Origin of the sequence: Novosphingobium sp. ST904 (genome assembly GCF_001298105.1) — a bacterium.
Taxonomy (GTDB): Bacteria; Pseudomonadota; Alphaproteobacteria; order Sphingomonadales; family Sphingomonadaceae; genus Novosphingobium.
This window is the reverse complement of sequence record NZ_LGJH01000107.1, coordinates 1-11,993: the sequence shown is the minus strand read 5'-3', so window position 1 is coordinate 11,993 and position 11,993 is coordinate 1. Positions and strand designations below refer to the sequence as shown.

General features: G+C 63.3%; 19 protein-coding genes and 1 pseudogene. 3 read left to right on the top strand and 17 right to left on the bottom strand.

The features are described from left to right. Nucleotides 1-22 precede the first annotated feature (22 nt). The 5 genes from ADT71_RS03895 to ADT71_RS03875 all read right to left on the bottom strand — a co-directional run bounded on the left by ADT71_RS03895 (nucleotide 23) and on the right by ADT71_RS03875 (nucleotide 4,851). On the bottom strand, nucleotides 23-721 hold the full coding sequence (locus ADT71_RS03895; protein ID WP_197282905.1) for an HK97 family phage prohead protease: 699 nt from the start codon (nucleotides 719-721) through the stop codon (nucleotides 23-25). Continuing rightward, nucleotides 721-2,037: a phage portal protein gene (locus ADT71_RS03890; RefSeq protein ID WP_082370138.1), complete on the bottom strand. Its 1,317-nt coding sequence runs from the start codon at nucleotides 2,035-2,037 to the stop codon at nucleotides 721-723. The genes ADT71_RS03895 and ADT71_RS03890 overlap by 1 nt, the downstream gene beginning before the upstream one ends. Beyond that, nucleotides 2,034-3,653 (bottom strand): terminase large subunit, encoded by a 1,620-nt coding sequence (locus ADT71_RS03885; protein WP_231635555.1) that lies wholly within the window; start codon nucleotides 3,651-3,653, stop codon nucleotides 2,034-2,036. The genes ADT71_RS03890 and ADT71_RS03885 overlap by 4 nt, the downstream gene beginning before the upstream one ends. A gap of 105 nt (nucleotides 3,654-3,758) precedes the next feature. Beyond that, entirely contained in the window at nucleotides 3,759-4,319 is a 561-nt protein-coding gene (locus tag ADT71_RS32790; RefSeq protein ID WP_231635554.1) for a hypothetical protein, read from the bottom strand. Between the two features lie 163 nt (nucleotides 4,320-4,482). Then, nucleotides 4,483-4,851: an HNH endonuclease gene (locus ADT71_RS03875; protein WP_054435313.1), complete on the bottom strand. Its 369-nt coding sequence runs from the start codon at nucleotides 4,849-4,851 to the stop codon at nucleotides 4,483-4,485. Nucleotides 4,852-5,077: 226 nt separating this feature from the next. Between ADT71_RS03875 and ADT71_RS03870 the strand changes: the two genes are divergently transcribed. Together ADT71_RS03870 and ADT71_RS03865 are read left to right on the top strand one after the other, a co-directional pair. Beyond that, entirely contained in the window at nucleotides 5,078-5,326 is a 249-nt protein-coding gene (locus ADT71_RS03870) for a type II toxin-antitoxin system RelE/ParE family toxin (RefSeq protein ID WP_054435311.1), read from the top strand. Between the two features lie 11 nt (nucleotides 5,327-5,337). Further along, the gene (locus ADT71_RS03865) at nucleotides 5,338-5,679 is read left to right on the top strand and encodes a helix-turn-helix transcriptional regulator (RefSeq protein ID WP_054435349.1); all 342 of its coding nucleotides are present in this window, start codon (nucleotides 5,338-5,340) and stop codon (nucleotides 5,677-5,679) included. On the opposite strand, the gene ADT71_RS03860 is transcribed toward ADT71_RS03865, so the two are convergent. From ADT71_RS03860 to ADT71_RS03815, 10 genes are all read right to left on the bottom strand, one after another. Continuing rightward, nucleotides 5,657-6,340: a hypothetical protein gene (locus ADT71_RS03860; protein ID WP_054435309.1), complete on the bottom strand. Its 684-nt coding sequence runs from the start codon at nucleotides 6,338-6,340 to the stop codon at nucleotides 5,657-5,659. The genes ADT71_RS03865 and ADT71_RS03860 overlap by 23 nt on opposite strands. Further along, nucleotides 6,340-6,570, bottom strand: coding sequence for a hypothetical protein (locus tag ADT71_RS03855; protein WP_054435307.1), 231 nt, complete (start codon nucleotides 6,568-6,570; stop codon nucleotides 6,340-6,342). The genes ADT71_RS03860 and ADT71_RS03855 overlap by 1 nt, the downstream gene beginning before the upstream one ends. Continuing rightward, nucleotides 6,567-7,118 (bottom strand): hypothetical protein, encoded by a 552-nt coding sequence (locus tag ADT71_RS03850; protein WP_054435305.1) that lies wholly within the window; start codon nucleotides 7,116-7,118, stop codon nucleotides 6,567-6,569. The genes ADT71_RS03855 and ADT71_RS03850 overlap by 4 nt, the downstream gene beginning before the upstream one ends. After that, nucleotides 7,072-7,896, bottom strand: a complete 825-nt coding sequence (locus ADT71_RS03845; RefSeq protein ID WP_082370137.1) for a helix-turn-helix domain-containing protein — start codon at nucleotides 7,894-7,896, stop codon at nucleotides 7,072-7,074. Before ADT71_RS03845 ends, ADT71_RS03850 begins: the two co-directional genes overlap by 47 nt. After that, nucleotides 7,893-8,240, bottom strand: a complete 348-nt coding sequence (locus ADT71_RS03840; RefSeq protein ID WP_231635553.1) for a hypothetical protein — start codon at nucleotides 8,238-8,240, stop codon at nucleotides 7,893-7,895. The genes ADT71_RS03845 and ADT71_RS03840 overlap by 4 nt, the downstream gene beginning before the upstream one ends. Before the next feature lie 160 nt (nucleotides 8,241-8,400). Continuing rightward, a complete protein-coding gene (locus ADT71_RS03835) occupies nucleotides 8,401-9,438 on the bottom strand; it encodes a DUF2303 family protein (RefSeq protein WP_054435301.1) in 1,038 nt (345 codons plus the stop codon). 18 nt (nucleotides 9,439-9,456) lie between these two features. Next, nucleotides 9,457-9,879, bottom strand: a complete 423-nt coding sequence (locus tag ADT71_RS03830; RefSeq protein WP_054435299.1) for a hypothetical protein — start codon at nucleotides 9,877-9,879, stop codon at nucleotides 9,457-9,459. A gap of 70 nt (nucleotides 9,880-9,949) precedes the next feature. Further along, the gene (locus ADT71_RS03825) at nucleotides 9,950-10,393 is read right to left on the bottom strand and encodes a hypothetical protein (RefSeq protein WP_054435297.1); all 444 of its coding nucleotides are present in this window, start codon (nucleotides 10,391-10,393) and stop codon (nucleotides 9,950-9,952) included. Continuing rightward, on the bottom strand, nucleotides 10,390-10,860 hold the full coding sequence (locus ADT71_RS03820; RefSeq protein WP_054435295.1) for a hypothetical protein: 471 nt from the start codon (nucleotides 10,858-10,860) through the stop codon (nucleotides 10,390-10,392). The genes ADT71_RS03825 and ADT71_RS03820 overlap by 4 nt, the downstream gene beginning before the upstream one ends. After that, nucleotides 10,857-11,165: a hypothetical protein gene (locus tag ADT71_RS03815; RefSeq protein WP_054435294.1), complete on the bottom strand. Its 309-nt coding sequence runs from the start codon at nucleotides 11,163-11,165 to the stop codon at nucleotides 10,857-10,859. The genes ADT71_RS03820 and ADT71_RS03815 overlap by 4 nt, the downstream gene beginning before the upstream one ends. Nucleotides 11,166-11,248: 83 nt before the next feature. Here ADT71_RS03815 and ADT71_RS03810 point away from each other — a divergent pair, with 83 nt between their 5' ends. Then, on the top strand, nucleotides 11,249-11,443 hold the full coding sequence (locus ADT71_RS03810) for a hypothetical protein (RefSeq protein ID WP_054435292.1): 195 nt from the start codon (nucleotides 11,249-11,251) through the stop codon (nucleotides 11,441-11,443). A 1-nt stretch (nucleotide 11,444) separates the two neighbouring features. Here ADT71_RS03810 and ADT71_RS03805 read toward each other — a convergent pair whose 3' ends face one another. Continuing rightward, nucleotides 11,445-11,711, bottom strand: a complete 267-nt coding sequence (locus ADT71_RS03805; protein ID WP_054435290.1) for a hypothetical protein — start codon at nucleotides 11,709-11,711, stop codon at nucleotides 11,445-11,447. A gap of 91 nt (nucleotides 11,712-11,802) precedes the next feature. Further along, nucleotides 11,803-11,993: pseudogene (locus ADT71_RS03800) on the bottom strand (IS3 family transposase); the annotation flags it as partial.

The following is an 11,993-nucleotide window of genomic DNA, read 5'->3' as shown; positions in this document are numbered from 1 at the left end:
GGGATGCTTCATTTTCGTTCCTTCAGAGCTTGGGCAGGTCAAAGCCTGCGATGGCGTCGGAAATGGATTTGATGTCGCCGGCGCCCACGGACTCACTCCGGAGCAGATGATCCAGGCCATGGCTGGCGATTGCCGCAGCCTGAGTCTTCGAGAAGGGGAAAGCCTCGCGCAGTGCCTTCTCAAATTCGGGTTTGGTGGGAAGCTGGCCCCGCTCGAGCTTGAATTTCACGGCCTCGACGCGCGCGTCATCCTTCGCGGGGAAAGTCACCAGGCTGACCTCGACGAGATCCAGCTTGTGGAGCGTGCGTATGCCAGTCTTTTCGTCGTAGGTGGACTGGCGCACCCAGTAGCCGATCGACAGGCCCGTAACGGCACCCGCTTTCAGCAAGGCATGCGCTTCACGTGCCTGGGCGACGTCATCCTTCAGCAAGCGGCCCTTGACCTTGAGGCCGTGGCCGTCTTCCTCGAGGAAGTCGTAAACGCCGATGGGCTCGGCAGTGCGGTGCTGCCAGAGGACTGGCACAATCCGGTTTTTCGCCTTCAGCTCGCCGAGACTTTCAAGGAACGCGCCCTTGGCAACAATCTCGCCGTAGCTGTCGGGATCGCCGCCGAACACTGATCCGTAGCCCTCGAACGAACCATCGTCGGCCACGTCGCCGGCCTTGATCGATAAGCTGAAGTCACGGACCTTCAGCTGACCATGCTTGTGGTGCATCAGCATCACGCGTTTTCCTTCTGCTTCAAAGCGGGCAATCCTTCGGGGAACAGCCAGTCCATCATCGACCGGCGAGCTGCTTCGCTACCGGTGCTCGTGATTTCACCCAGCTTCCCGGCGGGGATCATGTTGGACTGAATCGTCAGATCATCGCCGCCGGGCAGCGGCGGCAGGTTCTCGAGGCGGCGGACCTCATTGCGGGTCATGATCCCGTTCTGCACGAGCTGGGAGTAGAAAGAGGCGCGCGCGGCGCTATCGGCGCGCAGCAATCCTTCAATGTTGATTTCGACGGTGATCGTGAGGCGCTCGGCTGGCGTCAGCAACTGCTTCATGATCGCCTGCTCGATCCGCTTCAGGCGCTCGCGCAGGCCAAACATCAGCCAGCCAAGCGTCTGCTGCTCGATGCTGCTGCCCAGCTGAGTATTCCCGGCGGTGTGGCCGATCAGGTGGGGCGGAACTCCGAACCACCGGCAGCCATCCTCAACCGAGAACTGGCGGCTCTCGATCATCTGGGCATCGCCCGCCTTCATCTCGATGGCCTGCCAGGTCAGGCCGGCCTCAAGCACCAACGGTCGACCGTTGTTCTCCCCGGCGAACGGCTCGACGACGTACTTGTAAAGGTCCTCTCGCTGCTCCCTCTTCAGCGTGGCGTTGTCCTTGGTGGTCAGCACGCCGGATGGGCGCAGGCCGTTTTTGTAAATCTGGGCCGCCGCCTCGTCTGTGGCCATCGCCAACCCGAACGAGTGCCGGCCAAATGCCAGCGTCGAGAGGCCACCAAGCGGCGAGCCGCCAAAGCCACGGACGTGGAACATCTCGTCTTGTCCGACGTCGAACGCCTGGCCGCCATCCGTGAAACGATACCTGATCGGGCCGTCGATGGTCCTTCGTGCCTGAACCGCTTCCGGCCGGAGCGGGGTTAACGCGACAATCTTCCCGCCGCGCCCGCGGGTGATGCGGGCGAATGCGTCTCCCCAAAGCTCGAGACTGACGCACATAAATTGCCAGAAATCGAGTGCGGTCTGATCCGCGTTCGGACTGTCATGGAGTAGCGCGTAGAGCGGATGGGCCTTGTAAACCGCGCGGCTGTCGCCCGCGCCATCCTGATAAACCATGAACGGCAGCGACGAGATGGTGCCCGACACCAGTCGCACGCATGCCCAGACAGTCGATAGGGTCAGCGCGTTGGTCGCGGTAACGGATTTTCCGGCGTATGAAGGGGCGCCGAACACGCTTTTCCACGCCGAGGGCGCAAGCAGAGACAGCGCGGTCCGAAGTCCACGCATCATTTTGCGGCCGAATCCCCGGCCGATGGTGAAGTTCATGCTGCCCTGGCCTTCATCGCCGAAAGGTAGTCATCCATGCCGCCACCTGATCCTTCCGGGTTGCGGGTCATCAGCATGACCGCGTTGAACGATGCGACGAGGGGGTCGATTTTTGCCTTGCCGGCGACTTGCTTCGTGATGAGCACCGCATTGCCCCGCTGTTCGGACTTCGCGTTGCCTGCGCACCAGGTCATGAGCGCTTGGCCTGCATGGAGCATTGTGCCGTCCTTGAGCTTGCGCTCGGTGCCCCAGACCGCGCCGGAAAGCCTGAACCCCTGGCTCACCGCCAGCATCTGTTCAGCGGTAAAACCTCTACCGGCCAGCTCGTCGACAAGCGCCGTGATTCCCTGAGGATCGAGCCCGATAGCCGCCTGCTCCGGGAACAATCCAGCGTCGCGGACTTGGACGAGAATATCGGCGACTTCCACAAGGTCTTGCGTGGGGCTGGTGCATTTCACCAACGTCCCTTCGGCGATGAACTCGTTGAGCTTGGTGACAATGTCCTTGCGGCGCTCGAATACGTCCAGTTGAGCCCACGCCCGGCACCACAGGAGCCATTGCTTCGTCTCGCGGTGCCTTCCCAGCAAGGCCAGTCCGAGAAGATCGTCGAGCCCGCCGCCGTCGCCGCCTGCAACGATGACCTCGCAAATCTGAAGCATGTGCCCCAGCGTCCCGTCCCAGAGGTCCTTCGGCGCGATTGAACCGAGCCAGTATGTGGCGCCGATCCAGGCATCGTGTCTGAGGCCAACTCCGATCTCGACATTCAGGTGCTTTGCGTAAAAAACTTGCTTGGTGCCGTCTTCGGCGTTCTCGACTTGCCTAAACTCGCTGACCAGCCACTTCTGGCTGACCGAGCGCCCCAGATTCGGGTTCGTGATGTAGAAATTGGCCGGGTCGAGATGCTCGTCCGCTGCAACCATCTCCTCGGGGAACTCGTAGAGCACCGCGAGGAATTCCGGATCTTCGACAATGCCGTCTCGCACGTCGCGCGCGTAAGTTAGCATGTCCTTGAACACGCCAGCGGGCGGAGCATCCGACTGCGTCGTCAGATAAAGCGTGTAGCCTTCTGGCCTCGACACTTGGCCGCCGGTGGCTTCCCGGAACATGCCGTCGGCATTGGCCTTCTTCCCGAACAACCACAGCTCGTCGATCAGAACGCGGCTGGCTTTCTTACCCGAGACGGTGGCGCTGTCAGCGGCGACGACCTTCAGGGTCGCCTTGGTGTTCCGGTTGGTGATGAGCCGAACATGTTCTTGGATGTGAAGCAGCGCGTCCAGCTCTTCATCGTTTCGGATCATGTCGCAGGCAGGCTTGAAGCTGTTGCCGGCGACTTCGATCGTAGGGGCAAGGATCAGGTTTTCGTCGGACGGCCGCCACCCGGCGATGAGCTCGGTGAGCATAATGCCCGCCGCGATCGTCGACTTCGTGTTCTTCTTCGAGACGAGGAGGAGGCCCTTGCGGATCTTCTGCTCACCCGTTTCCGGATCATAGGCTCCGAAAATGGCCGCTGCGAAGTCCAGAAGCCACTCGCCAGCCGTCTCGCCGATCGTGAAATGCTCGCCAGTTGCCGGGTTGATGCCCAAATCGACGATCTTGAGCGAGGTGAAAATCGCCATCTTGGCCTCGGCGGAGGCCGGAAACAGTGGCGAAAAGGGTATCAGAGACCTCCGTTCGCGGATCCGGCGCTTCCAATCGAGGCAAGCCGTGGACCATGTGGCCACTTATTTCACCGCTTTCAGCGTCGGCGGCCCCAGCGCGGCGAAGCGGCTACCGCCACCAATGGCCTTGGCTTTCTCCTGCTGGGCAGCCTTCTTGCCCTGGGGTGCCGACGCTTCGTTCAAGGTCTTCAGCGCAAGCGCCAAGGTTTTCATCGTGTTCGCCCGGCTGGGCAGGCTGAGCGCCTTCATCATGGCGGTCCGGCGACTGTCGTCCTGATCGTCTTCGGTGGCCGAAACGATCATGTCCTCGAGCTCGCCGCGGCGGCTGGTGACCGCGTCCAGTTCGTCGAGCATCCTGCCGACGAGGTTGCGGCCGTCGTCGGCAATGGCGGTGGGCTCGCGAGGATTTTCCGGGTCAGAAGGCGGTGGGGGTGGCGGCGCGAGCTCCGGTTCGCGGCGGTTCGCACTGCGAACTGTGCGCTCCCACCCTTCCGCTTTCGCCTTCTTTCTAATCGCTGTGTCCGAGATCTCGTATCGGTCAGCTATTTCCCGGATCGAACATTCACCAGCCAAGTATTCGCGCTCGATCGCTGGCCAGTTGATAGAAGAATTACGTTTCGCCATCGGGCGTTACCTCCGGCGAAAGTTCGCACCCCAGCTGCTCCACCAGGATTTTTTCTCTGCGTGAGAGAGGCGGCGGTCTGGAGGCCTACCGCTCTCTTGATTTTCGACCCGCCCCCCGGAGCGGGGCAGCCGGGGGCTCGCGGGCATTTTTCGGGGTTGCTGGTCAGGATCGGCGATGGGTCAGGTCGCGCAGCTCTTGGCGCTGCTTGCGGCTGTCGTGACAGGGCTTGCACAGGGTCCAGAGGTTTGCCTCGTCCCAGAACAGAGCCTCGTCGCCTCGGTGCGGCGTTTTGTGGTCGGCCACCAGTTGGGAGGTGTTTCCTTCGAGGCGTCCGCATCCGGGCCATTGGCAGGTGAAGGTGTCGCGGGCGAAGATGGAGAGGCGCAAAGCCTTCCATCTGGCTGTGTTGTACCACTTACGCCACGGTGAATAGACGCTGCGCTGTGCGCTATCGCTGCGCTCCATGGGCGGGAGCGATCCGAGGCCAGACTTCAATGCGGTAAGGCGAGAGCCGAGAGCCTTGAGCTTCATGACTGGAGGTTCTCCTGGACGCGGAAACCCGAGCAGGCATGGTGGCCGGTGGAGTTGAGAGCGAGGCCAGATGCAGCAACGCCCGCTCACCTTTCGGCTGCGGGCGCATGAAATTCCAACTGTATCCATTTGCCCTGTTTCCGTGCCCAGCACAACCGGTATTTAAATGTAGCTATGAGTAACATTTGTGTTGACCGCAATGTAGCTGTGCGTTACATATCCTCTCATGAAGCCGATCCGCTACGCCCGCTCAGCCCTCAAGACGCTCCGCTCGATGCCCGCTAATACGTCGGCTCGCATCGTGTCGAAGGTTGAGGCTTACGCCGCAGACCCGGCTTCGCAGGCGAACAACGTCAAGGCCCTCAAGGGAAGCGACGATATCCGCCTTCGTGTCGGCGACTGGCGCGTCATCATGAATGATGGTGTCGTGCTGACAGTGACGAAGATTGGCCCTCGTGGCAGCATTTACGAATGATGGAGGCTTACATGGGTGAGATGGTTACAATCCCGCTCGAGGAATATCAGGCGCTTCAGGAAGCGGCGGAGGACCTGGCGGACCTTCGCGCTTCCGAGCGGGTGAAGGCTGCTGTCGAACGTGGTGAAGACGAGTACGTTCCGGCCGAACTGGTAAAGCGCATCCTCGCTGGCGAAAGCCCGCTGCGCGTCTGGCGGGAGTATCGCGGGCTGACCCAACTCGCGCTATCTGCTGCCACGGGTGTGAACCGTGTTCAGATTGCCCAGATCGAAGGCGGCAAACGGATAGGTTCGGTCCAGACCCTCAAGAATCTGGCCGAACATCTGGGCGTCACGGTTGACGATCTGATCTGATCGCCTTCCGGGAGAGGTAGGGCGCTGCCGCGTCGATAAGCAGCCGGAGACCGGAGAAGAACTCGTCCCTGATGATTTGTCGATGCGTGCCGGACTTGGGAGCTAGTTTGACGATCGAGCGCGGCTTGCGCTTGCCTTTCCCGACGTCGATCCAATCGACCTCACGGCTGCCGAAGCGCTTCATCGCGGCTTCGGAAAAGGTCAGGTCCATGAGCGCCACGTCGCGCAGCGTGTGCACCAAGGCACCCAACTGGCACTCGATACCCCGCAACGTGCTCGCGCCGAATGCGCGGGACTCGATGGCAGAGATTGCGCCGTGCGAGCCAGCCGCACCGCGTGGCCGCACGTCTAGCGCGCATTTGGTCTCCGACATCTCGCTCGCGTCGAACGCTGCGCGGTAGCAGCGCAACGCCTTGAGCTGCTCGGTCCCGATGCCTTCCATGGTTTCGAAGCGCGGCTGCTTGCGGAAAGCTTTGCCGATGGTGACGCGGCCTTTCGCCTTCACGTCCACGATGTCCTGTTCGACGTAGACCGCGTGCTCGCGCTGCTCCGGCGTCGGGGCGAAGGGATCCGCCTTCATCGCGCGCGGGGTGCGATCCTTGCGGCTGGCGCGGTGCTTGGTCTGGGTAGCGATGGCGGCGAGGGTGTCGGACTTGGGCATCAGGGGCAGTTTCCAGTTCGTGGGTTGCAGGCGTGAAGCTGGCGGAGAAGGCCCATGACGGGCGCCATGTGGTAGCTCTGGGCGTTCGAGTGGCGCATGACCGCTTGAAGGGCCATCGCCAGGCTGAGCGCGTCGAACGCGCTGATGTAGAGGCCGGGCCGATCATGCCCGAGCTGGATAGGGCCGGTCTCGACGGAACCGGCTTGGCAAGGACAGCTGCGAACAGTCATGCTGTCACGCCCCCGCGCACCCGCGCGGTGTAAGTTCCGTCCTCGTGCCGCCACAGATAGCTGCGCGTCTCGCCCACGCTCTTCCACTGGTCCGGCATGGCATCGATTTCGGCCTGCGTGGCGGTGCCGGCGGAAAGGCGGACCATGGCGTCGTCGAAGCGCGCCTGTTGCTCGCGACGCGAGGCGGTAGACGCCGCGAGCTTGGCGCGAACAGCGTCATCGTTACGGCGCCAACGACACAGGATCTCCACGCACTCGGTCGTGCTGGGATAGAACTTGCAGCTCCGCAGCGTTTCCGTGGCGAGGAACTCGAGCGCTTGGCGCGGATAGCCGCCGATCACCAGCTCGTAAGCTCGGTGCCGCAGCTTGCCGCCCACGCTGTCGTCGGGGCGACGAGGGAGGACGTCCATCATGCGAAGGATCTGCGCCAGAAACACGTTGTCGGCCATGTCGAGGGCAGGGAGCGGGGCGGCAGCAACGACCACGGCGGTGGCAAGTTCGTCATCCGACAGGCGCGCAACTGGCGCGACCTCCTGCGATTGTCTCATCGAGCGATCGAGTGAACCCGTCGCGCCGGTCAGGGGCGTGACTGCGGGCAGAACCTCTCCAATCGTCCGGGCTTCCATCGTTTCGTTTGGCATTGCGGGGTTCCTTGGGCTCGTAAAGGCCGGTCCAGTTATGTTCGGTGGCGGTGTCGAGGATGGCGCCGGGTTCGTGGCCCTCGGCGCGCCAGCGTTCGAGCTTGCCGATCATCAGTTCGATGGCCCGGTCAGTCGGGGCCTTGCCGATGCGCTTCCGCATCTCGAGGTATCCGTTCCAGGGCTCGGCAGGCATCCAGTCGGGAACTTCCGGCTTGGCCTTCGCCGGCTTGCTCTCGCCAGGCTTGTCAGCGGGTCGCGCGTCACGAGGATGCGAAGCATCCAATGACGGTTCCTGATGGTTCTCTGACGGTTTGTCCGCAGCGGCTGCGGGGGTGTCCCGCAAGGACTGCGGGGGTCCCCCGCGACGGTTGCGGGGCGCATTCGCTGCGCGGCGCAGATTCTGCGGGGGCGCAGCCTTTGCGGGGGTGCCTTCTTTGACCGGATGCACCCAGTACTCGCAGCCGCGCCCGGCGACTTCGCGGCGCGTAACGTGACCAGCCGCAACGAGCGTCTTGATGACGCCCTGCACCGTGCGCTGCCCTTTGCTGCACTTGCGCGCGAGCGAAGCCATCGACGGCCAGCAGTGGCCCTCGTCATTGGCGGTGTCGGCAAGCGCGAGCAGCACAATTTTTTGACTGTCGGGAAGCTGGAGGTTCCAGACTTCCGTCATGACACGAACGCTCATGTCGAAGGACCAATCGTGATTTCCAGCCGCCCGGGCTTCTCGGGCTCGGCAAACTGATATTGCGGGATGAACCGCCGGTCGTTGACGCCGAGGGCGTCTGCGATGCCATCGAGCACCGGCTTCAGGCGGTTCGGGAAGTTCGAGCGGTCGCTGCGCCGATTGGGCGGCACGAAGGTCACGCGCACGATGATGTCTCCATCGGCTGGAGCCCGCGCGCGCGCTTCCTTTGTGGCGACGTGCGCCCAATGCCGCCACTTCTTCGTTTCGGCAGCCTTGCCGCGCCAATGGCCCTTGGCATGGCCGGAGAGCGAAGAGGGCGGGAAGGGGAGGGTGATGATGCTCACGGCTTGGGCCACTCCACGGGAGGAAGGCCTGCGTTTGCCCGCATCCTGTCCGCTTGGGCGTGTATCAGCGCCCGGCGCTGCGCATGGCCGATCTTGGCCAGGGCGGCGCCGGGGGTGACCGACTGCGGCTTACGCTTGCGGGTGAGCCAGCCGAGCATGGTTAGAACGGACGGCCGTCGTAGCTGGGCGAGGCCGCCGACGCTTCGGGCGTGCCGGTGAAGATCGGCACGCCGGTTTCCGCCCCGACTTTTTCCAGAGCCTGGTTGAACGCGGTCTCGAAGGTGAGGTCAGGGCGCCACAGCTCGTACCAGAATACCGGCTTTCCATCCTTAAGGCGGTACCGCAGACGGGCGATGATGCGGTAGACGTCCGCCGAGCGTGCGAAGATCGGGATGGCAATCGAGAACAGCTTCGGGAAATCGACGGGCCTGCCGTCCGACTGCTTGTGCTCGGACACGAACGCGAACTGCGTCTCGCCGGTCGTCAGGTTCACTGCTTCGCAGGATTCCGCCGTCTCGTAGATGCGGAATTTGAGCGACATATCGACCAGCCGGGTCGGCGTGGCGATAGAGCTGGGCGTCGTCGCGCGATTGGCCTTGGCGAAGTCTTGCGCCTGCTTCGACCATTCGGACACCGGATCCTCGGACACGTCGACGATCTGCGTTTCGAGGAAGGCGGCGAATTCGCCCATGGTCATCGGCGTGGCATTCTTGCCGAACCATGCCTTCCATTCTTCGGAAAGCGGGAAGGCATAGGTCGCTCTGTGGCGCATGGATTCTGCCGGGAACGCGGGGATGACGCCGAATTCGTCCACGTTGGCGGGGTGATAGTCGAAGATCGCGGTCAGCGAGGGCTTCTTGAAGTCGTCAACGGCGAAGATCGCCGAGTTGCCCAGCTTGAAACGGTTCACCAGGTCGATGAACGAGGGCAGCTGGGTCAGGACGGCCGTCCCGCTGCGGAAGAGCGGGTGCGAGCGGTATTCGTCCCACAGATCGGGATTGAGCGGCTGCGCACCGTTGGCAGTGAGGGCAACGGGCGCTTGGGTGCCGGTGCGAGGGTCGGTAACCGTCACAACCTGCGCGCGCAGATGCCGATCGGCCAAGTTGAAGGCCTTGTCCATCAATTCGCCAGTGCGGTCTGCGACGGTGCCGGCAGTGCCGAGGGCGAGGACGCTGGTATCGGTAGTGGCTTGGGTCATGTGCTCAATGTCCTTGGATCAACCGTGCAGGGTACGCGGTTCGGTGGTGCTGACTTCGCGGATGGTGCCGAACAGGTTGCCCTGGCGGGGCTTGTTCGGGCTCAGGCGGCCATCGCTGGTGAACCAGGCGACGGTGGCGCCGTGCTTGGCGGTGGGCAGCTTGAAGGCGAGGGACGGGGTCAGGACCGAGAACTCGCGGTCTGGGTCGAATTCGACGTCGATCTTGAGCGTGATGGAGCCCTTGACCTTCTTGTCGCTGTCTACCCCAGCCGCCTCGAGCTTCCGGGCGAACTCCTGAAGGGGCTCGCTGCTGTCAGAATTGAACGCGCCGTCCTTCAGCATCATCAGGAGATCGCTGAGGGTGTTGGCGGCCGGATAACGCTGACCGCCGTCGGCGGCGCGCTCCTCTATGATTTCACCCGTTTCGGGGTTATGATCCATCTTGCATCACTCCGGCGCGCATTCAGGTCATCAGGCCGGGGTGCGCGCCATCCCCCCGACCCGAAACTTGTCAGGCGGCTCGAACCAGCTTCGAAAGCTGCGCGTCGATGGCGTCGCGGGCGCGCTCAAGGTCGGCGCGGCTGTCGCGCACTTCCTCGTAATCGATGTCCCCGTCTTCCAGGGCGACAGCCAAGGCGAGCGCGGCCTTGAGGATGGCTGACTGCGCGGCGAAGTCGCAGCTATCGACCGGGCGGCTGCCTTCCACGAAACGGCGGATCGGACCGATGAACGGGCCGTTCCACTCGCGCCAGGCGGCGAGCAGGCTGAACGCGTCCATGCCGCTCGTGCCCTTGCGATAGGCGGCGGCCATGTCCTCGCTCTTGCCGAGCACGCGCCCGAGGTCCTCGTCGGTGTAGCCGTTGGCGTCCTTGATGGACTGCAAGGCGTTGGCGATCTCGTCGCGGACGTTCGATGCGGAAAAGACGGGCCTCGGGCCGGTGGATGTGCGGGTCACAGCTGGGGTACCTCAGCGGAATGAAGAGAAACGGGGACAAACACGAAGGCTGGCGCAGCGCGGCGCGAGTGGCGGCAGCCAATGTCGCCGCGCACACCGCACAGGCGGCAGGGTTCGCGATCGGCGCTCAAGGGCTTCAGCCTGGGGCGAAGAGCGGCATCGCCTTGCGGCTGGCCATCAGTCGCGGCGGCATCATCAACGTGAGCAGGCGGGAGAGCGGCTGCGGTGCTCTTCCCGGTCGCGGTGATGGTGACGATGCGCGAAGTCCGGAACCGTTTGACGGTGACAGCGCCCTGCGTTTCCAGCCGCAACAGCGCCTTGGAAGCCGTGTTGGAGCTGTCCAGATCGAGCAGGCCCGCCATTTCGGCGTTTGTCGGACAGACAGCGCCCTCGGCAGCAGCCTTGGTGAGAAGGGCCAGCAGCTTGGCAGCGCGCTCATCAACGCCCTTGTGTCCGCGCCGCGTCATGCCCGGGCGTCCCAGACGAATCCGCGGTTCCCGAAACCGCGAATGGGCAGGCGGTCGCCGAACGTGCGGCGCAGGGCGCGGATATGACCGGCCAGCGAGCTTGCGCTGCTGTTGGGCAGGTCGTTGTGCGTCACCGGTTCGCCATTGGCGTAGGCGATTGCGTAGAGCGTGCGCGAATGGGCGCGGGGCAGGGTGATCTGCTCACCGTCGTAATAGGTGAGCGACGGGCCCAGCCACCACTTGCCGCGCGTGACGGGGGCGCCCTCGGCGATGTTGCCGGAGCAGTGTGGGCAACGGGCGCTCATGCCTCCGGCCCTCTACGGCTGGGACTTGACGCCCCAGCCGCTTCGGCCATCGTGCAAGTTCCTACACGCACACGAGGAATTACATGGCTATCAGCGAAGACACTGCAGCGCTTGTGGCGGCGCAGCTTACCGAAACATGGGCATCCATGTTCAAGCAGCGCGAAGCCGCGCACGGATTGTCCTCGGACGAAATCACCGATCTTGTCGAAAAGGCGTACGCCCACTTCAAGGAAGTGGCGCAGGAACCCGAGCGAAATCCGCGCGTGCGGGACGTATAGGTCAAACACCGGTGTCCTCCCGCTGTCCCCATACGATCGCGCCTTTGCGTTTCGCAGCGAGGCGGGAGCGCTGCGCGGCGTAGGTCTTATTCGGTTCCGGGGCCTTCCAAACGGCATCCGCATCGATTTCGCGCCACACGATCTCAAGCACACGGATCTCGAGCGCATCCAGTTCGCGGCGGGCGCGGCCCAGCCGCACAAAGTTCCATCCGGAAAGAGCGAGGGCGCCTACGCTTATGACGATGGCGGCAACGTCGTGCGCGCTCATGCTGCGACGTCCGTGCGAGGACGGCTTGACGGACGCACGTTCACGAGGTCGTTGAAGCGCCCCGGGTTTTCAGGAGGCAGTTTTCATTTGGCTATGCAGCCATATCGAGGTTCTCGAGGGCTGCATAGTAATTGTCTTCGGCCTCAGCGGGCGGGATGTGCCCGATAGGGCCGAAGAGCCGGTGATTATTGTACCAATCGACCCAGCGCAGCGTTGCCATTTCCACGGCCGAAACGCTTGGCCATGATCGCTGCCGCCAGATGACCTCGGCCTTGTAAAGGC

Excerpts from the sequence above, each read along its gene's own strand:
- ADT71_RS32790 (WP_231635554.1), bottom strand. The coding sequence starts at position 4,319 with ATGGCGAAACGTAATTCTTCTATCAACTGGCCAGCGATCGAGCGCGAA.
- ADT71_RS03875 (WP_054435313.1), bottom strand. The coding sequence starts at position 4,851 with ATGAAGCTCAAGGCTCTCGGCTCTCGCCTTACCGCATTGAAGTCTGGC.
- ADT71_RS03820 (WP_054435295.1), bottom strand. The coding sequence starts at position 10,860 with ATGACGCGGCGCGGACACAAGGGCGTTGATGAGCGCGCTGCCAAGCTG.
- ADT71_RS03885 (WP_231635555.1), bottom strand. The coding sequence starts at position 3,653 with ATGGCGATTTTCACCTCGCTCAAGATCGTCGATTTGGGCATCAACCCG.
- ADT71_RS03835 (WP_054435301.1), bottom strand. The coding sequence starts at position 9,438 with ATGACCCAAGCCACTACCGATACCAGCGTCCTCGCCCTCGGCACTGCC.
- ADT71_RS03810 (WP_054435292.1), top strand. The coding sequence starts at position 11,249 with ATGGCTATCAGCGAAGACACTGCAGCGCTTGTGGCGGCGCAGCTTACC.
- ADT71_RS03895 (WP_197282905.1), bottom strand. The coding sequence starts at position 721 with ATGCTGATGCACCACAAGCATGGTCAGCTGAAGGTCCGTGACTTCAGC.
- ADT71_RS03845 (WP_082370137.1), bottom strand. The coding sequence starts at position 7,896 with ATGAGCGTTCGTGTCATGACGGAAGTCTGGAACCTCCAGCTTCCCGAC.
- ADT71_RS03870 (WP_054435311.1), top strand. The coding sequence starts at position 5,078 with ATGAAGCCGATCCGCTACGCCCGCTCAGCCCTCAAGACGCTCCGCTCG.
- ADT71_RS03865 (WP_054435349.1), top strand. The coding sequence starts at position 5,338 with ATGGGTGAGATGGTTACAATCCCGCTCGAGGAATATCAGGCGCTTCAG.
- ADT71_RS03860 (WP_054435309.1), bottom strand. The coding sequence starts at position 6,340 with ATGCCCAAGTCCGACACCCTCGCCGCCATCGCTACCCAGACCAAGCAC.
- ADT71_RS03890 (WP_082370138.1), bottom strand. The coding sequence starts at position 2,037 with ATGAACTTCACCATCGGCCGGGGATTCGGCCGCAAAATGATGCGTGGA.
- ADT71_RS03805 (WP_054435290.1), bottom strand. The coding sequence starts at position 11,711 with ATGAGCGCGCACGACGTTGCCGCCATCGTCATAAGCGTAGGCGCCCTC.
- ADT71_RS03850 (WP_054435305.1), bottom strand. The coding sequence starts at position 7,118 with ATGAGACAATCGCAGGAGGTCGCGCCAGTTGCGCGCCTGTCGGATGAC.
- ADT71_RS03815 (WP_054435294.1), bottom strand. The coding sequence starts at position 11,165 with ATGAGCGCCCGTTGCCCACACTGCTCCGGCAACATCGCCGAGGGCGCC.
- ADT71_RS03855 (WP_054435307.1), bottom strand. The coding sequence starts at position 6,570 with ATGACTGTTCGCAGCTGTCCTTGCCAAGCCGGTTCCGTCGAGACCGGC.
- ADT71_RS03830 (WP_054435299.1), bottom strand. The coding sequence starts at position 9,879 with ATGGATCATAACCCCGAAACGGGTGAAATCATAGAGGAGCGCGCCGCC.